Here is a 15599-nt window from a genome sequence, read left to right as displayed (position 1 = left end):
TGCCGTTCGCTCCCGACCAACGACGCAGAGAGCGAGCACACCAGTGCCTCCACGACGTCATGGCCGGACTCGTCCCGGCCATCCACGTCTTTCCACGCCGCACCACGTGGATGCCCGGGCCTTCGCCGCGCCGAAGCGGCTTCGGCCGCGCAGGCGGGTCAAGCCCGGGCATGACGAGCAAAACAACTGGCGACGTCGCGCGCGGTAGCGGGCCGGTGCAATCACTCCTCAGGCCGCGGCTCGGGCTGCGTCTGCTGCAGCGGCAGGTCGGCGCGGCTCCAGCCGTCGGTCCCGTCGGGGTACCAGGCGATGTTGCGATAGCCGTAAGTCAGCGCGCGCCGCGCGGCATTCCACGACATCCAGCAATCTTCGAGGCAATAGAACACGAGCAGACGACCGAAATCGCCACCCGATGCATGGGCGAGGCCACGCTTGAGATAATCTTCGGTGGCGGCGGCAAGGATGCCGTAGCCGGTGTCGGGCAGCCAGATGCTGCCGGGAATGTCGAGCCGCGGCTGCTCGCGCCATACCGTCCCGGCCGGCAGGTTCTTCGGCTTGGGCGGCCGCGGCAGCACATCGACGAAGGCGGCCGATTTTGCGCGCCAGATCGCCTCGGTCTCCCGCGTCGACAGCACGCGTGCACCAGCGAGCGTCGTCGGCACCGGCGCGCGGTAGTTCTCGGTGCGATAGCTGTCCGGCTCCGGCACGAGATCATCGGCCCGCACCGCCACGGCGATCAGCAGCACGCCTGCCAATGCCGCAGCGGTGAGCCGACCGATCATGGCTTCGCCGCAGCCTCGGCGGTGATCAGATGATTGCTCTCGTCCAGCAGCGGCACCCCGAAGTCCAGCAGGATCTTGTTGATCTCACCCTGGTTCTCCTGGATCAGCTTGTTGAGCTGACGGCGCCAGTTCTGGTCCGCGCCACGGACGCCCATGGCGATGCGATAGATCAGCTTCGGCCCGCTGGTCTCTTTCACCAGCGGCGTGACGTGCAGTTGCGGGCTCGCCTGCTTGGCATAGTACCCGGCCATCGGCCCCCACAGCACCCCGGCATCGATCTCGCCGGATTTCAGATCATTGATCATCGCCTCCGCCGAGGAATCGACGCGGGTGTCGATCATCAGCGGATAGGGCTTTGCGGTCGGCATCAGGCCGGCCAGCGCCATGTTGGTCGCCGGCGGCGTGCCCGCCACGATGCCGATGTGCTTGCCCTTGAGCTTGGCGTCCTCCAGCGTCGCCACATCGGCGAGATCGGAGCCCGGCTTGGTCACGATCGCATAGGCCGTCCGGTAATAGGGGCTGGTGCTCTGCACCAGGTCGTCCCCTTGCGGAAAGCCCATGATCACGTCGCAGCGGTGCGAGCCGAGCGTCATGCGCACGAAGCCGGTGGCCTGCGGGAAGAATGTGTAGTCCACCTTCTTCTGCAGCTTGGCGGCAAAGAGCTCGGCCAGCTTGTTCTCGAAGCCGTCGCCCTTCTCGTTCGAGAACGGCAGGTTGCGCGGATCGGCGCAGACCCTGAGCACCTTGGGATCGACCAGCTCGATCGACAGGTCCAGGCCGTCGTTGCTCTGCGCGAAAGCGGCGGCCGGTCCGAGCAGAGTGAGCCCCGCGGCAACAGCCAGCGAGCAAGCAAGTTTGTGACGCTTCGTCATCCGTATTTCCATCCCTATCGAACGCATCGCGGTATTTTTGAAAATGCTAGGCCGCCGGCCGCGCGGGTGCAACAGTCGCCGTCATCGCGAAGAGTTGACCCAGTGCTGCGCCGCAGCGTCCATGGCCTGATGCACAGGTCCCACGCGAGCAAGGCAAGCCGATGGTGAGGCATCCGATCATTGCGATCATCGCCTGGTGTGCGCTGGCGCTCGGCGGCGCCGCTCTTGCCATGCCCCCGGAACTCGAGGTGAGCGAGATCGCGCCCGGCGTGTTCGTTCACATCGGCCAGACCGCGCTGATGAACGCGGCGAACGAAGGCGCCATCGCCAATGTCGGTTTCATCGTCGGCGGTGACGCGGTCGCAGTGATCGACACCGGCGGCAGCGTCCGCGAAGGCCGCGCGCTGCTGGCCGCGATCCGCGCCCGTACCGACAAGCCCGTGCGCTACGTCGTCAACACCCATGCTCATCCCGACCATCTGTTCGGCAATGCCGCCTTCGAGGCGGACGGCACCCGCTTCGTCGGCGCCAAGAACCTGCCCCGGGCGCTCGCCCTGCGCGGGCCGCACTACATCGAGGCGTTCCGGCGCCTGATGGGCGCCGAACTGATCGACGAGGTCCGCCTCGTCGCTCCGTCGATCCACGTCGATGACGAGATGGCGCTCGACCTGGGCGGCCGCACCCTCACGCTGAAGGCCTGGAGCACCGCGCATAGCGACTGCGACCTGTCCGTCTATGATGACCGGAGCCGGACCTTGTTCGCCGGCGATCTCGTATTCCTGCGTCACATCCCAGTGATGGATGGCAGCCTGCGCGGCTGGATCGCCGACATGGCCGCACTCGCGGCCATTCCGGCCGAGCGCGTCGTCCCGGGCCATGGACCTGTCAGCCCCTGGCCACTGGCGCTCAGTGACGAGCGTCGCTACCTCGACACATTGGCCCACGACGTTCGCCGGCTGATCAAGGCGGGCAGGCCGATCGCCGACGCCGCTGGGGCCGCTGGATCGGAGCGCGGCAAATGGGAGCTGTTCGACGACTACAATGCCCGCAACGCAACTGCAGCATTCTCGGAAATGGAATGGGAATGAGGCGGGTGACGCGCTATGATCGTTAATCCACCAGACTGCCTTGGGAGGACTGCGCCATGATCGGGCTCCGCTTGCCGTCCACATTGCTTCTCGGGGTATGCCTCGCGTTTGCCTTCGCACCTGCGAAAGCCGCTGATGGTTATGATCCATGGCCGGGACTCGTCCAGGACATCTTCAACAACAAGGCGATGCAGGACGGCACCAATGTGCTGTCGATCGAGATGCCGACGCGCGCCGAGGATGCCTCGGTGGTCCCGGTCACCCTGCGTAGCAAGCTGTCGCCCGCCGACGAGCGCCGCATCAAGACCATCACGCTGGTGATCGACCAGAATCCTGCGCCGATGGCCGCCAAGTTCACGCTCGGCGCGGACGCCAATGTGACTGCGATCTCGACGCGGGTGCGCGTCAACAACTACACGGACGTGCATGCCGTGGCCGAGCTGACGGATGGTCAGCTCTATGTGGTCAAGACCTTCGTCAAGGCGTCCGGAGGCTGCTCGGCGCCGGCGGCGAAGAATCCGGACGAGGCCAAGGCGCGCATCGGCCAGATGCGCTATCGGCAGTTCACGCAAAGCAGCGACGGCGCCACGAGCGGCATCCGCGAAGCGCAGGTCATGGTCGGGCATCCCAACAATTCCGGCCTCCAGATGGACCAGGTGACGCAGCTCTACATCCCGGCCTTCTTCATCGACCGGCTGACGCTGTCGCAGGATGGCAGCCTGGTGCTGTCGGTCGAAGGCGGCATCTCGATCTCGGAGGATCCCAATATCCGCTTCACCTACGTCTCGAACGGCGCCAAGCAATTCCATGCGGAAGCGAAGGATACGCAGGGCCACGTGTTCGAGCACGATTGGCCGGCCGACGGTTCAGGAACCTGATGCGGCAGAGCGGCAGCGCTTCAGAAGCATCTCACTTCGGCTTCGGCCTGCGCCCGGCGAAGATCGTTCAGCGCGTTGGCGGCCTGCTCGGACGTGCGGAACTGGGTGCCGAGATTGCTGTGCACCTGGGACATGCTGAGGACGGTCTCGGCCGTGACGTAGCGCTCATAGGGGATGATCGAGGCGATCACGTCGATCGAGCAGGAGCATTGCGCGATCGCCTCACGGGTCTCGCCATTCGCCTTCATGCAGCCGAACACATATTCGGCCCGCGCCGAGGTCGGATAGTCGTTGAGCTCCTCGGCACGAGCCGGCCCGGCGACCGCGATCATGGCAACGAGGGCGGCGACAATCGGTCCTACCGGAACAGCACTACGCATCACAGTCCTCCACGGCATCGCAGCCGAAGCTATGCTAAGGGAATGAGGCTGAAAAGAACACATCTCGAGGAATTGCAGACGGGCTCATGACGCAGATCGGTCGTTTGTTGATGGCGATTGTCGCCTGCGCCCTGCTGCCGGTCACGGCATGCTGCGCCGCCGAGACCGTCAAGGTTGCGGTGCAGAAGACCGGGACCTTCGCCTGGGAGCTGGGGGTGATCCGCGCCCACCAGCTCGACAAGCAGGCGGATATCGCGATCGATGCGGTCGAGCTGGCGAGCCCGGAGGCCGGCAAGATCGCGCTGCGTGCCGGCAACGCCGACATCATGGTATCGGATTGGCTCTGGGTGTCGCGCGAGCGTGCGCTCGGCGCCAAGCTGACCTTCTATCCCTATTCGAGCGCGCTCGGCGCCGTGATGGTGCCGGCGGCCTCGCCGATCAAGACGCTTGCCGATCTGAAGGGACGCAAGCTGGCGGTGGCCGGCGGCCCGCTCGACAAGAGCTGGTTGCTGCTGCAGGCCACGCTCAAGCGCGACGGCGTCGACCTGAAATCGCAGGCGACCATTACCTACGGCGCGCCGCCGCTGCTGGCCGCCAAGCTGGCCGACGGCGAGATGGATGCGGGCTTGAACTACTGGAATTTCTGCGCGGCGCTGGAGGCCAAGGGCTTCCGCCGTCTCGCCGGGGTCGAGGACCTGCTGCCGCCGTTCGGTGCCAAGGGCCGCACCGCGATGATCGGCTACGTCTTCGACGAGGACTGGGCCGCCAAGCACCGCGATCTCGTGGCACGCTTCCTGTCCGTCACGGCCAAGGCCAAGGAGATCCTGGCGACATCCGACGCCGACTGGCAGACGATCGCCCCGCTGACCGGCGCGCAGGACGACGCTACCTTGCGCGCCTATCGCGACCGCTATCGCGAGGGCATTCCGCGCCGGCCGATCGCCGAGGAAGAGGCCGACGCGCGCATCCTCTATGGCGTGCTCGCTTCGATCGGCGGCCGCGATCTGGTCGGCCCGTCTCCGGAGCTCAGTCCCGGCACCTATTACAGGGCGGATGCGAGGGATTAGTGCTGCGCTTGTTGTCCTTTGCGCTCCTGCTGGCCACGTGGTGGATTGCCGCGGCTGTCGCCGGCAGCGCCAAGCTGCCATTGCCATCGGCGGTGCTTGCGGTTGCGGTGGCGGAAGCGCGGTCCGGCGCGCTGTTTCTGCATCTCGGCGCCACGCTCGCCCGCGTCGCCCTCGCTTTCACGCTGTCGATGGCACTCGGCTCGGCGATCGGCTTTTTAATGGGGCGCAGCCAGCTCGCCAACCGCCTGGGCGATCCCTGGCTGATCCTGCTGCTCAATCTGCCCGCGCTGGTGGTGATCGTGCTCGCCTATATCTGGGCCGGTCTCACCGAGGTCGCAGCGATCGCGGCGATCGCGATCAACAAGCTGCCGACCGCCGTCGTCACCTTGCGCGAAGGCGCCCGCGCGCTCGATCCATCGCTCGACGAGATGGCCAAGGTGTTCGCCTTCCCGCGCGGACGCATCCTCCGCCATGTCCTGCTGCCGCAACTTGCGCCTTATATTGCGGCGGCCGCGCGCTCCGGCCTGTCATTGGTCTGGAAGATCGTGCTGGTCGCCGAGCTGCTCGGGAGGCCCAACGGCATCGGCTTCGAGATCGGCGTCGCCTTCCAGCTGTTCGACATTCCGCTGCTGCTCGCCTACTCGCTCAGCTTTGCCGCCGTGGTGCTGGTGATCGAGGCCGTCATCGTCCAGCCGTTCGAGCTGCGCGCATCGAGGTGGCGGCTCCGTGCGGCTTGAGGTCGATATCAGGTCCAAGAGCTACACCAGCGCCAATGGCAAGCGCCAGGAGGTGATTGCGGGCATTGCCTTTGCACTGCAGCGGGGCGAGGTCGGCGTCGTCGTCGGTCCCTCGGGCTGCGGCAAGAGCACGATGCTGCGGATCCTCGCCGGTCTGGACAACGACTATGAGGGCCACGTCGCACAACCCGCCGGCGCCCGGCTGGCGATGGTGTTCCAGGAGCCGCGGCTGCTGCCGTGGCGCTCCGTCGAGGACAATGTCCGGCTGGCAGCGCCCGGTGTCGCCGAGGACAGGCTGGCCGCCATCTTCGGCGTGCTCGAGCTCGAGGGACATCGCAGCCATTTCCCGGGTGAGCTGTCGCTTGGCCTCGCCCGCCGCGTCGCGCTGGCGCGGGCGTTTGCAGTGGAGCCGGACTTCCTGATTCTCGACGAGCCGCTGGCTTCGCTCGACGACGCGCTCGCCGCGCGGCTGCGCGAGGAGATCGCGACGCTCGTGGCCTCGCGCCCGATGATCACGCTGCTGGTCACGCACAGCATGGACGACGCGGCACGGCTCGGCGACCGGATCTTCCTGCTGTCCTCGCGCCCCGCCCGTCTGCTTCATTCAGTCCCGATCGACCTGCCGCGCGCGCAGCGCAACAACGACGCGGTCGCGGCAATCAAGGCCGATGTGGCGCGACTGGATTTTTCCGTGTCATAGTCACGGCAAAGGACATCGGACTCCAGGGAAAACGCCATGAGACGCGCATTCGCCGTGACGGCGATCATTCTGTTCGGCATCCCGCTCGCGACCGCCGCACAAAGCAAGGGCATCCGGCTCTGGAATCTGACCACCGCAACGATGACCGGCTTTCAGCTCTCTCCGGCCGGCCAGAACAACTGGGGACCGAATCAGACGCTGAACGACAAGGACAAGGAGCTCGATCACGACGAACGGCTGAAGCTGACCGGAGTCGAGCCTGGGCGCTACGACGCCAAGGTGAGCTATGCCGGCGAGCGCCAATGCGTCGTTCGCGACCTCGACATCACGGCCGACGCCGTGGTCTCGGTGGCGGACAAGGACCTCAAGGAATGCACGAAATAGGCGGCTGACACGCCTGCGGCAAAGCCGGCCTCAGGCCTTGTCGTTGCTGTGCGGATATTCGCAGCGCCATCGCACTGCAGTCCATTTCGGGTGCTCGCCGATCCACTGGGCGATGTAGGGCGGCGCCTTCATCGCGCATTGCTGCAGCGAGGCGCCGCCATCGGCGAAAACGAGATGCTGCTCCTCGCAGGTGGCCGGAGACAGGACTGCGCAGACGGTGATGACGAGATCGATGGAGCTCATGGCTCGTTGTCCTTCGATAAGCCTGAAACAGCTTATCTGAAACTACGACATCCGGCTGCATCAGTTTCTCCGCCCGCAACAAATTATGCAGCGGAACCGAGGCTGGAGCGACGATCCCTGGGCGAAGCCGCCCTGACGCTTGATCCGAACCGGCAGATCGGCTGCAATGGCATCGGTCGATCGACCTCAAAAAGAGCGAATGCGGAGGAAGCAGATGCCCAAGGTTCTCGTACTCTACAAGACCCCCAAGAGCGCCGAGGCGTTCGACAAACACTATATGAACGTCCATGTGCCGCTGGCGAAGAAGATTCCCGGTCTGAAGAGCTACGATATCAGCCGCGGCCCGGTGAATGGGCCGGGGGGGCCCACCAACCTCCACCTCGTCGCCACCCTGGTATTCGATTCGATGTCGGCACTGCAGGCAGGGATGAGCTCTGCCGAAGGCAAGGCGGCGGCGGGCGATCTGCCCAACTTCGCCGATGGCGGCGTCGATCTGTATATCTTCGACACGCAGGACGTCTGACCCTTGGACGGTCCTCAGGCCGTCACCAACGTTCGGCGGCGTGCCCGTCATATCCGATCGGCCGACAGGCCGGTCGCCGGGACGATCTCGCGGATCGTCCATCGAATGGATCCGCCAAGCCAGTCAGAAGCGAATGGCGCTCCTCGTGGCTTGGCAGATCGCTACGCGTTACTTGCGCGCCGCACAGGCGTACATGTTGATTTCCATGCCAACCGGCACTTCGACGATCTTCGGTGTCTTCCAGGCCATTTCAAGCTCCCAAGTTCGACTATCATTGACTGGCGCATTGCTCGCGCCAAGGCCGAAGCTAGGATCGCGTTCGGAAGAACGCAAGGCTCGACCGTCGCCGGCGGATCCCTATGCAGATGTCGCGTAGTTGACCCGACAACGTTCCGCCGCAATCGCCGCCCGCCCGTCTCCGGCTGCTCGACGCAGGCATCATCCGCCGAGGACGAGCGCCCGCAGCATCCGCTCACGCACCGCCCGGCTGCACATAGCAGAACACATACCGATTGCGGCTCAGGAAAATGATGCCGTGCCCCGTCGGATTTCCCTTATCCCACTTCAGCTTGTGATCCGGGACCTCGATTTCCGTGCCGACATCGACATGCGGACGGCCACGCGGCTCATCGGGACGGTCGTCGGTGATGATCGCATAGGTCTTGCCGTCGCGAACATGGATCTCATCGGCAAAGTAGGCGTCGGCCTCGCCGCAGCACGATGCCGTCGGCACGTCAGGCTGCATCAGCGCCTCGTACCATTGGCGCAACGCCGGATCGACCGCTCCCCACTGACCGAGATCACGCGCACTCGCACTCACCCAAAGGCAACAAAGCATGCCGAGCCAAAGGATGGTTCGTCTCATCCGCCTACTCCTCTGTTATCCCGGCATGATGCAGTGAAGCAATGTTCGTGCCGCAATGCAGCATGACGGCGGTGCCATTTTGCCGATCCCGATCGGTGAGCGGCGCAACGGCTTGGCGCTATGCCCGAATCGAGCGAGGACGGCTTCCCGATACGCCGAGGGCGGTTGCCAGCTTTTCGTATTGACGGTTCCCGATTTCGAGCGGAGTGTTGTTCCCGCAGCGTCAGGATAGGCGCGCATAAAAATCTCGGAGGAAATGAATGAAGCGGATCGCGCTGGCCGCAGGCCTCGCCCTTTTTGCATCACATGGTGCAAGCGCGCAGAGCGCCGATCAGTTGGTCAAGGGTGCAACTGATACGGCGAACGTTCTCAACTACGGCATGGGCTACAATCTGCAGCGGTTCAGCCCGCTCAACCAGATCAACAAGGACAACGCCAAGAACCTGGTTCCGGTCTGGAACTACAGTTTCGCCGATGACCGCAGCGAGGAGTCGCAGCCGCTGGTTTACCAGGGCGTGCTCTACGTCACGACCCACAACGCGACGATGGCCGTCGACGCCAAGACCGGCAAGCAGATCTGGAAAAGCAAGATCGACTATCCTGCCGAGACGCCGCGCGTGGTCTGCTGCGGCATCATCAATCGCGGCGCCGCGCTGTACGACGGCAAGCTGTTCCGCACGACGCTCGATGCCAACGTCATTGCGCTCGATGCCAAGACCGGCAAGGAGCTGTGGCGCCAGAAGGCTGCCGACATCAAGGAAGGCTACTCGATGACGGTGGCGCCGCTGGTCGCCGACGGCGTCGTGCTGACCGGCATCTCCGGCGCCGAGTTCGGCACACGCGGCTTCATCGATGGCTGGGACCCGGCGACCGGCAAGCATTTGTGGCGCACGCACACGGTGCCAACCCCGGATGAACCCGGCGGCGACACGTGGAAGGGCGACACCTGGAAGCTCGGCGGCGGCTCGACCTGGATCACAGGATCGTACGATCCCGAGCAGAACACCGTGTTCTGGGGCGTCGGCAATCCCGGACCGTTCAACGCGGCGGTGCGCCCGGGCGACAACCTCTACACCTGCTCGGTGCTCGCGCTCGATCCGAAGACCGGCAAGATGAAGTGGCACTTCCAGTTCTCGCCGAACAATCCGTTCGACTACGACGCGGTCGCGGAGATGGTGCTCGCCGACATGAACGTCGAGGGCAAGCAGACCAAGGTGCTGATGAACGCCAACCGCAATGGCTTCTTCTATGTGCTCGATCGCACCAATGGGAAGCTGCTCGCGGCCAACCCCTATGTGAAGGTGAACTGGGCCTCCAGCATCGACCTGAAGACGGGCAAGCCGGTCGAGACCGATGTCACGCGTGATGCGCGCGAGGGCAAGAAGGTCACGGTCTATCCGTCGATTCTCGGCGGCAAGAACTGGGAGCCGATGTCGTTCAATCCGCAAACCGGATTGGCCTACGCCAACACGCTCGTATTCGGCGGCCACTACAAGACCGAGCCTGCGACCTACAAGGCCGGCGAGTGGTACCTCGGCATGGATCTGACGGATCTGTGGGATTGGCCGGAAGGGCCGCGTGGTCAGCTCAAGGCCATCGATCCGATGACCGGCAAGACCAAGTGGGAGCAGCCGAGCGACATCCCGCGCTTCTCCGGCGTGCTGTCCACGGCAGGCGGCGTGGTGTTTTCGGGCAAGCTGACTGGCGAGTTCGAGGCTTTCGACGCCGACAGCGGCAAGAAGCTGTGGCAGTTTCAGACCGGCTCCGGCATCGAGGGCCAGCCCGTCACCTGGCAGCAGGATGGCGTCCAGTATGTCGCTGTCACCTCCGGCTACGGCGGCGTCTACTCGCTGTTCTCCGGTGACGAGCGCCTCGCCAACGTTCCGGCAGGCGGCTCGTTGTGGGTCTTCGCGGTCAAGAATTGAGTGCGGATCGCCCGTGAGACAGAATACGTTCATGAAAGCGGCGGCGGCCTTCGCCGCCGTCGTGGCGACGTTGGCCGTCCTGTCGACGGCCGCCCTCGCCCAACAACAAGATGACAGCGCGGCACACAGCCAGGTGGACCTCGGCAAGACGACGTTCGCCCAGAAATGCTCGCATTGCCACGGGCCCAACATGGTGAACTCCGGGACTATAACGCCAGACCTGCGCCGGTTTCCCGATGATCAGCCTCGTTTCGTCACCACGGTGAAGCAGGGCAAGAACGGCCGTATGCCGCCCTGGGGCGACATTCTCAGCGATGACGAGATCACCGCACTGTGGGCCTACGTCTCGAGCCGGAGAGCGCAGTGATGCGTCATCTCTGCTGTTGGCTGGCTGCCTTGATAATGTCGGCAATGTCGTCGGCGGCCTTAGCCGCTGACGACGTGCTGCGCATCTGTCTCGACGAAAATCTTCCGCCGCTCTCGGTCCATCATCGCGGCAAGCCCGGCGGCGGCTTCGATGTCCTGCTGGGTCAGGCGATCGCCGACCGCCTTGGCAGGAAGCTCGAGATCCAGTGGTACGAAAGCAAATTGGACGAAGATTCCAGTCCGGCGCTGGAGGCGAATGCGCTGCTATCGGACGGACGCTGCTCGCTGCTCGGCAGCTACGCGTTCACCCAGGACGGACTGGTCGCGCCTGGCGTCAAGACGGCCAAGCTGCCGGACTTCGATGGCGCCACGCGCGACGACCGCCGCCGCCGTGTTGCCCTCGGCACGCTGACGCCGAGCAAGCCCTACATGTTTTCGACCCTGACCGTCGTTCTCGGACCTTCCGCGAAACAGCGCCCGATTACCGACATCGGCGATCTGGCCGGGCTGCGGCTGGCAATCGAGAGCGGCACGTTGGCAGATGCAATCCTGATGACGTTCGACAAGGGGCGGCTGATCGACGACATCACGCATTTGATTCCGGCGCGGGATGATCTGCTCGGGGCGCTCGAACAGGGCAAGTTCGACGCGACCCTGCTCGATGGCAGACGTTTCGATGCGTATCGGGCCGCTCATCCCGACACCAAGCTGAGCGCGTCGGGGTACAGCTATCCGATCGGTGCAAATCGAGGTTATGTCGGGCTGGCCAGCTCTGCCGAGCTCATCGCATCGGTCGACAAGGCCTTGACGGAGCTCGAGGCCTCAGGGACTCTTGCGACTCTCGGCCGATCCGCCGGACTGACCTACCTTCCGCCGCGTCAGCCGGTGATTCTGGGCGACGCGTTCCAGAGGATCATCCGGAGCGGCACACGCTAGCGCGGCCGCTGCAGGAGCGCTCAGCGCGCCGCCGTCTTGTGAACCGACGACGGCACGACGCCGAAATATTTGCGGAAGACGCGGCTGAAGTGCGACGAGCTCGAAAAGCCCCACGAGAACGCGACATCGGTGATGGTCTTGCCGCTCTGCGTCTCCAGCTCCTGCCGGCAATGCTGAAGCCGAGCCCGCCAGATGTAGTCGCTGACCGTCATGCCGCGATCGCTGAAGACCATGTGAAGGTAGCGCTTGGTGCACCCGAGCGCCGCCGAAATCTGATCGATGCAAAGATCTGGATCGCGCAGATGCTCGCGGATGAAGGCTTGAGCGCGGATATAGACCGCCTCGGGTCCCGCGCGGTCCAGCATGCGATCGGCCTCACGCAGCGGCAGGAGCAACAGATCGATCAGCGATTCGGCGACGCTGACGGCCGAGTTGGGCGAAAGCCGGGTCGCCTCATCGAACGCGGCGTGGGTGACGTCATGCGCAATCCGACCGGTCCCGCTCCGCGCAGACAGCTTGTACGCGGGCATCTTTTCCGACCGGAAGCCGCGCTCCTGCAGTAGCTCCTTCGGCACGATCACGACGTCATGGCGGGTCAGCGCGGGGCTGATGATGGTGTGCGGCGACGAGACGTCATAGGCGAGACAATCGCCCGGGCCGATCTCGATCTGGCGGCCATCCTGCTCGAAATAGGACGTCCCATAGGTCTGGAACAAGATCTTGATGTAGGGATGTGCCGCCTTTTGCGCACGCGCATAGGTATGCGCAATACGGTGCTGGCTGGCCTCGATCTGGCAGAGCTTCAGACGTGACACCGTCGTGAAATTGATGCGCCCCTCGAATGAGGCCCCCTCCAGCGGATCGACATCGAAACGTCCGCACAGGTCGGTCAGTGCATCTGACCAACGCTGGATCTGGCTCTTCGGTGAGAATCCCGAAGTATTAAGCGAGCGGATCGTGTCGGACATGTTTCATCCACCGATTCATGATCGAAACGCAACGGGTCCGCCGCAGGACGGCGAACGAGACTGCAGCAAGATTGCTCCCATTTTAAGGCCGCGGCTTTCGCGGCGCACTTCGTTCCATAACGCGCCCCGCGTGATCCTCCGCCTTCGTCTCTGTAAGGTCAAGGGGAACGTCAACCTTCGGTGGAACCATGGTGCTGCAAATTGATGCTGCGCAGCAAGAATGGCGCTCATGTTGCGGACCAGCAAAGCAAAATCTCCTTCAAAAACTTCTATTCGCTTCACTCTTGAGCAAGCTCTTTTCTCTTTTGGGCAAGTTTCCCGGTTGGGAAGTGGATATTCAATGATGCCGAAAACGAATACTGGGCCGCGTGCTGCGGAACCTCAGTTGAACCCGGGAGGAAAGACGATGCGAAGAGTGCTACTCGCAACATGTCTGACGTCAGTCGCGGCGCTCGCCGCGGGTGGCGCATGGGCCAGCGATGAGCTGGCCAAGATGTCGGCCAACCCGAAGGACTGGGTGATGCCGGCGGGAGACTACGCCAATACGCGTTACTCCAAGCTCAACCAGATCAACGCCCAGAACGTCGGCAAGCTGCAGGTCGCGTGGACCTTCTCCACCGGCGTGCTGCGCGGCCACGAAGGCGGACCGCTCATCATCGGCAACATGATGTATGTGCACACGCCGTTCCCGAACAAGGTCTATGCGCTCGATCTCGCGCAGGACAACAAGATCGTCTGGAAGTACGAGCCCAAGCAGGATCCGAACGTCATTCCGGTGATGTGCTGCGACACCGTCAACCGCGGCGTCGCCTATGGTGACGGCAAGATCTTCCTGCATCAGGCCGACGACAAGCTGGTGGCGATCGACGCCAAGACCGGCCAGCACGTCTGGACCGCCGTCAATGGCGATCCGACCAAGGGACAGACCGGAACCTCGGCTCCGCTCGTGGTGAAGGACAAGGTGCTGGTCGGCACGTCCGGCGGCGAGTTCGGCGTCCAGTGCAGCATGACCGCTTACGACATCAAGAGCGGCAAGCAGGTCTGGAAGGCGTACTCCGAAGGTCCGGATGACCAGATCCTGTTCGACGCCAACACCACCGCGCTCGGCAAGCCGGTCGGCAAGGACTCGAGCTTGAAGACCTGGCAAGGCGATCAGTGGAAGACCGGCGGCGGCTGCACCTGGGGCTGGATTTCCTACGACCCGCAGCTCGACATGGTCTATTACGGGTCGGGCAATCCCTCGACCTGGAATCCGAAGCAGCGTCCCGGCGACAACAAGTGGTCGATGACGATCTTCGCCCGCCATGCCGACACCGGCGTCGCGAAGTGGGTCTATCAGATGACGCCCCACGACGAGTGGGACTATGACGGTGTCAACGAGATGATCCTGTCCGACCAGTCCATCAACGGCCAGCCGCGCAAGCTGCTCACGCACTTCGATCGTAACGGCCTCGGCTACACGCTCGACCGTGCCACCGGCGAGCTGCTGGTTGCCGAGAAGTACGACCCGAAGGTGAACTGGACCACCGGCGTCGACATGGACAAGAACTCTGCGACCTACGGCCGTCCGAAGGTCGTCGATCAATACTCGACGGACAAGCAGGGTGAGGACGTCAACACCAAGGGCATCTGCCCGGCGGCGCTCGGCACCAAGGACGAACAGCCTGCCGCCTACTCGCCGGACACGCAGTTGTTCTACGTGCCGACCAACCATGTCTGCATGGACTACGAGCCCTTCAAGGTGAGCTACACCGCAGGTCAACCCTATGTCGGCGCGACCCTGTCGATGTATCCGCCGGCGGGTGACACCCATATGGGCAACTTCATCGCCTGGGACGGCAAGACCGGCAAGATCGCCTGGTCGAACAAGGAGCCGTTCTCGGTGTGGTCCGGTGCGCTCGCGACGGCCGGCGGCGTGGTGTTCTACGGAACGCTCGAAGGCTACCTCAAGGCGGTCGATGCCAAGACGGGCAAGGAGCTCTACAAGTTCAAGACCCCGTCCGGCATCATCGGCAACGTCACGACCTACGAGGCCAACGGCAAGCAGTACGTCGCCGTTCTCTCGGGTGTCGGTGGCTGGGCCGGCATTGGTCTCGCGGCGGGTCTGACCGATCCGACCGCCGGTCTCGGTGCCGTCGGCGGCTACGCCGCGCTGAGCAACTACACCGCTCTCGGCGGCGCGCTCACCGTGTTCTCGCTGCCGCAGTAAGCCAGGTACCTGCCTCCGGCGCATGGATCTCATCCATGCGCCGGTTCGCCTGTTCCAAAAAATTATGGGAAAACGCCCTTGCGTAGAATCTGGTTTGCGGTCGCCACGGCTCTGAGCCTGGCAACCGGCGGGATGACTGTCGCCGAAAATGCCTGGGCCGAAGGTCCCGGCGATGCCAAGGCCGTCAAATCCGAGGACGGGAAGTACTTCGATAAGGATGGCATTCCGACCTACAAGGTGGCCGCCGACGGAACGGTCGACTGGTACACCTACTCCGGATACCGCCGCTATCATTCCGAATGCCACGTCTGCCATGGCCCCGACGGCATGGGATCGACTTACGCGCCGGCGCTCAAGGACTCGGTCAAGAACATGAGCTACGGCGACTTCATCGGGACCATCGCCAGCGGCCGCAAGAATGTCAGCACGTCCCAGGAGAACGTCATGCCGGCCTTCGGCGACAATCCGAACGTGGCCTGCTACATGGACGATCTCTACGTCTACCTGCGCGCCCGCGGCGATGATGCGGTGGGCCGCGTTCGCCCCGCCAAGCATGAGGACAAGCCGCCAGCCTATACGGAAGCGGAGAACTCCTGCATGGGCAAGAAATGACTGACGACGAGGACCGCGCCTGGACAGTTTCCCTGGACAGGGTCGCGGGCCTGACAGACTGAAA

Annotated in this window: 19 protein-coding genes; 12 read left to right on the top strand and 7 right to left on the bottom strand. The window is 64.0% G+C overall.

The window, feature by feature from the left end; all coding sequences use genetic code 11:
- Positions 1–221: 221 nt before the first annotated feature.
- Both ACQR1H_RS07935 and ACQR1H_RS07930 read right to left on the bottom strand, forming a co-directional pair.
- Entirely contained in the window at positions 222–782 is a 561-nt protein-coding gene (locus ACQR1H_RS07935) for a PQQ-dependent catabolism-associated CXXCW motif protein (protein WP_316217005.1), read from the bottom strand.
- Positions 779–1654 carry a substrate-binding domain-containing protein gene (locus ACQR1H_RS07930; RefSeq protein WP_434872643.1) on the bottom strand — a complete coding sequence of 292 codons (876 nt, stop codon included), beginning with the start codon at positions 1652–1654 and terminating at the stop codon, positions 779–781. Before ACQR1H_RS07930 ends, ACQR1H_RS07935 begins: the two co-directional genes overlap by 4 nt.
- A gap of 161 nt (positions 1655–1815) precedes the next feature.
- Between ACQR1H_RS07930 and ACQR1H_RS07925 the strand changes: the two genes are divergently transcribed.
- The gene (locus tag ACQR1H_RS07925) at positions 1816–2742 is read left to right on the top strand and encodes a quinoprotein relay system zinc metallohydrolase 2 (RefSeq protein WP_434872644.1); all 927 of its coding nucleotides are present in this window, start codon (positions 1816–1818) and stop codon (positions 2740–2742) included.
- A 56-nt stretch (positions 2743–2798) separates the two neighbouring features.
- Complete coding sequence (locus ACQR1H_RS07920) at positions 2799–3620, top strand: quinoprotein dehydrogenase-associated SoxYZ-like carrier (RefSeq protein ID WP_434872645.1); 822 nt, start codon at positions 2799–2801, stop codon at positions 3618–3620.
- A 20-nt stretch (positions 3621–3640) separates the two neighbouring features.
- Here the strand turns inward: ACQR1H_RS07920 and ACQR1H_RS07915 are convergent, their stop codons facing one another.
- Positions 3641–4000 carry a hypothetical protein gene (locus ACQR1H_RS07915; protein WP_316179908.1) on the bottom strand — a complete coding sequence of 120 codons (360 nt, stop codon included), beginning with the start codon at positions 3998–4000 and terminating at the stop codon, positions 3641–3643.
- A gap of 86 nt (positions 4001–4086) precedes the next feature.
- Here ACQR1H_RS07915 and ACQR1H_RS07910 point away from each other — a divergent pair, with 86 nt between their 5' ends.
- Genes ACQR1H_RS07910 through ACQR1H_RS07895 form a run of 4 tightly spaced genes read left to right on the top strand, consistent with a single transcriptional unit; the run spans position 4087 to position 6888 of the window.
- Positions 4087–5067: an ABC transporter substrate-binding protein gene (locus ACQR1H_RS07910; protein WP_316179907.1), complete on the top strand. Its 981-nt coding sequence runs from the start codon at positions 4087–4089 to the stop codon at positions 5065–5067.
- Positions 5067–5804, top strand: a complete 738-nt coding sequence (locus tag ACQR1H_RS07905) for an ABC transporter permease (protein ID WP_315803720.1) — start codon at positions 5067–5069, stop codon at positions 5802–5804. The genes ACQR1H_RS07910 and ACQR1H_RS07905 overlap by 1 nt, the downstream gene beginning before the upstream one ends.
- On the top strand, positions 5794–6504 hold the full coding sequence (locus ACQR1H_RS07900; RefSeq protein ID WP_315803721.1) for an ABC transporter ATP-binding protein: 711 nt from the start codon (positions 5794–5796) through the stop codon (positions 6502–6504). The genes ACQR1H_RS07905 and ACQR1H_RS07900 overlap by 11 nt, the downstream gene beginning before the upstream one ends.
- Positions 6505–6540: 36 nt before the next feature.
- Positions 6541–6888 (top strand): hypothetical protein, encoded by a 348-nt coding sequence (locus ACQR1H_RS07895; RefSeq protein WP_316179906.1) that lies wholly within the window; start codon positions 6541–6543, stop codon positions 6886–6888.
- Between the two features lie 30 nt (positions 6889–6918).
- On the opposite strand, the gene ACQR1H_RS07890 is transcribed toward ACQR1H_RS07895, so the two are convergent.
- On the bottom strand, positions 6919–7131 hold the full coding sequence (locus ACQR1H_RS07890) for a hypothetical protein (protein WP_315713207.1): 213 nt from the start codon (positions 7129–7131) through the stop codon (positions 6919–6921).
- Between the two features lie 214 nt (positions 7132–7345).
- Here ACQR1H_RS07890 and ACQR1H_RS07885 point away from each other — a divergent pair, with 214 nt between their 5' ends.
- A complete protein-coding gene (locus ACQR1H_RS07885) occupies positions 7346–7654 on the top strand; it encodes an EthD family reductase (RefSeq protein ID WP_315803723.1) in 309 nt (102 codons plus the stop codon).
- Between the two features lie 168 nt (positions 7655–7822).
- Here the strand turns inward: ACQR1H_RS07885 and pqqA are convergent, their stop codons facing one another.
- Both pqqA and ACQR1H_RS07875 read right to left on the bottom strand, forming a co-directional pair.
- The gene (pqqA, locus tag ACQR1H_RS07880; RefSeq protein ID WP_009031067.1) at positions 7823–7903 is read right to left on the bottom strand and encodes a pyrroloquinoline quinone precursor peptide PqqA; all 81 of its coding nucleotides are present in this window, start codon (positions 7901–7903) and stop codon (positions 7823–7825) included.
- Between the two features lie 223 nt (positions 7904–8126).
- On the bottom strand, positions 8127–8519 hold the full coding sequence (locus tag ACQR1H_RS07875) for a hypothetical protein (protein ID WP_315803724.1): 393 nt from the start codon (positions 8517–8519) through the stop codon (positions 8127–8129).
- A gap of 260 nt (positions 8520–8779) precedes the next feature.
- Between ACQR1H_RS07875 and ACQR1H_RS07870 the strand changes: the two genes are divergently transcribed.
- Genes ACQR1H_RS07870 through ACQR1H_RS07860 form a run of 3 tightly spaced genes read left to right on the top strand, consistent with a single transcriptional unit; the run spans position 8780 to position 11746 of the window.
- Positions 8780–10444, top strand: a complete 1665-nt coding sequence (locus tag ACQR1H_RS07870; protein WP_434883305.1) for a methanol/ethanol family PQQ-dependent dehydrogenase — start codon at positions 8780–8782, stop codon at positions 10442–10444.
- 31 nt (positions 10445–10475) lie between these two features.
- Entirely contained in the window at positions 10476–10811 is a 336-nt protein-coding gene (locus ACQR1H_RS07865) for a c-type cytochrome (protein ID WP_315803726.1), read from the top strand.
- Complete coding sequence (locus ACQR1H_RS07860; RefSeq protein WP_316239544.1) at positions 10811–11746, top strand: substrate-binding periplasmic protein; 936 nt, start codon at positions 10811–10813, stop codon at positions 11744–11746. The genes ACQR1H_RS07865 and ACQR1H_RS07860 overlap by 1 nt, the downstream gene beginning before the upstream one ends.
- A 20-nt stretch (positions 11747–11766) precedes the next feature.
- Here ACQR1H_RS07860 and ACQR1H_RS07855 read toward each other — a convergent pair whose 3' ends face one another.
- Positions 11767–12714: a helix-turn-helix domain-containing protein gene (locus ACQR1H_RS07855; protein ID WP_315803728.1), complete on the bottom strand. Its 948-nt coding sequence runs from the start codon at positions 12712–12714 to the stop codon at positions 11767–11769.
- Positions 12715–13120: 406 nt separating this feature from the next.
- Here ACQR1H_RS07855 and xoxF5 point away from each other — a divergent pair, with 406 nt between their 5' ends.
- A complete protein-coding gene (gene xoxF5, locus ACQR1H_RS07850; RefSeq protein ID WP_316217013.1) occupies positions 13121–14923 on the top strand; it encodes a lanthanide-dependent methanol dehydrogenase XoxF5 in 1803 nt (600 codons plus the stop codon).
- 132 nt (positions 14924–15055) lie between these two features.
- A complete protein-coding gene (locus ACQR1H_RS07845) occupies positions 15056–15535 on the top strand; it encodes a c-type cytochrome, methanol metabolism-related (protein WP_316179903.1) in 480 nt (159 codons plus the stop codon).
- The last annotated feature ends 64 nt before the right edge of the window (positions 15536–15599 follow it).

This window comes from Bradyrhizobium sp. HKCCYLRH2015, assembly GCF_051168215.1.
Classification (GTDB): Bacteria; Pseudomonadota; Alphaproteobacteria; order Rhizobiales; family Xanthobacteraceae; genus Bradyrhizobium.
Note: the sequence above shows the minus strand (reverse complement) of the source record. Positions and strands in the feature narration are given on the sequence as shown.

Bases quoted from the DNA above. Each gene is read 5' to 3' on its own strand.
- ACQR1H_RS07895 (WP_316179906.1), top strand. From the start codon at position 6,541: ATGAGACGCGCATTCGCCGTGACGGCGATCATTCTGTTCGGCATCCCG.
- ACQR1H_RS07920 (WP_434872645.1), top strand. From the start codon at position 2,799: ATGATCGGGCTCCGCTTGCCGTCCACATTGCTTCTCGGGGTATGCCTC.
- ACQR1H_RS07890 (WP_315713207.1), bottom strand. From the start codon at position 7,131: ATGAGCTCCATCGATCTCGTCATCACCGTCTGCGCAGTCCTGTCTCCG.
- ACQR1H_RS07935 (WP_316217005.1), bottom strand. From the start codon at position 782: ATGATCGGTCGGCTCACCGCTGCGGCATTGGCAGGCGTGCTGCTGATC.
- ACQR1H_RS07845 (WP_316179903.1), top strand. From the start codon at position 15,056: ATGACTGTCGCCGAAAATGCCTGGGCCGAAGGTCCCGGCGATGCCAAG.
- ACQR1H_RS07855 (WP_315803728.1), bottom strand. From the start codon at position 12,714: ATGTCCGACACGATCCGCTCGCTTAATACTTCGGGATTCTCACCGAAG.
- ACQR1H_RS07925 (WP_434872644.1), top strand. From the start codon at position 1,816: ATGGTGAGGCATCCGATCATTGCGATCATCGCCTGGTGTGCGCTGGCG.
- ACQR1H_RS07875 (WP_315803724.1), bottom strand. From the start codon at position 8,519: ATGAGACGAACCATCCTTTGGCTCGGCATGCTTTGTTGCCTTTGGGTG.
- ACQR1H_RS07865 (WP_315803726.1), top strand. From the start codon at position 10,476: ATGAAAGCGGCGGCGGCCTTCGCCGCCGTCGTGGCGACGTTGGCCGTC.
- xoxF5 (WP_316217013.1), top strand. From the start codon at position 13,121: ATGCGAAGAGTGCTACTCGCAACATGTCTGACGTCAGTCGCGGCGCTC.
- ACQR1H_RS07915 (WP_316179908.1), bottom strand. From the start codon at position 4,000: ATGCGTAGTGCTGTTCCGGTAGGACCGATTGTCGCCGCCCTCGTTGCC.
- ACQR1H_RS07860 (WP_316239544.1), top strand. From the start codon at position 10,811: ATGCGTCATCTCTGCTGTTGGCTGGCTGCCTTGATAATGTCGGCAATG.
- pqqA (WP_009031067.1), bottom strand. From the start codon at position 7,903: ATGGCCTGGAAGACACCGAAGATCGTCGAAGTGCCGGTTGGCATGGAA.
- ACQR1H_RS07870 (WP_434883305.1), top strand. From the start codon at position 8,780: ATGAAGCGGATCGCGCTGGCCGCAGGCCTCGCCCTTTTTGCATCACAT.
- ACQR1H_RS07910 (WP_316179907.1), top strand. From the start codon at position 4,087: ATGACGCAGATCGGTCGTTTGTTGATGGCGATTGTCGCCTGCGCCCTG.
- ACQR1H_RS07885 (WP_315803723.1), top strand. From the start codon at position 7,346: ATGCCCAAGGTTCTCGTACTCTACAAGACCCCCAAGAGCGCCGAGGCG.
- ACQR1H_RS07930 (WP_434872643.1), bottom strand. From the start codon at position 1,654: ATGACGAAGCGTCACAAACTTGCTTGCTCGCTGGCTGTTGCCGCGGGG.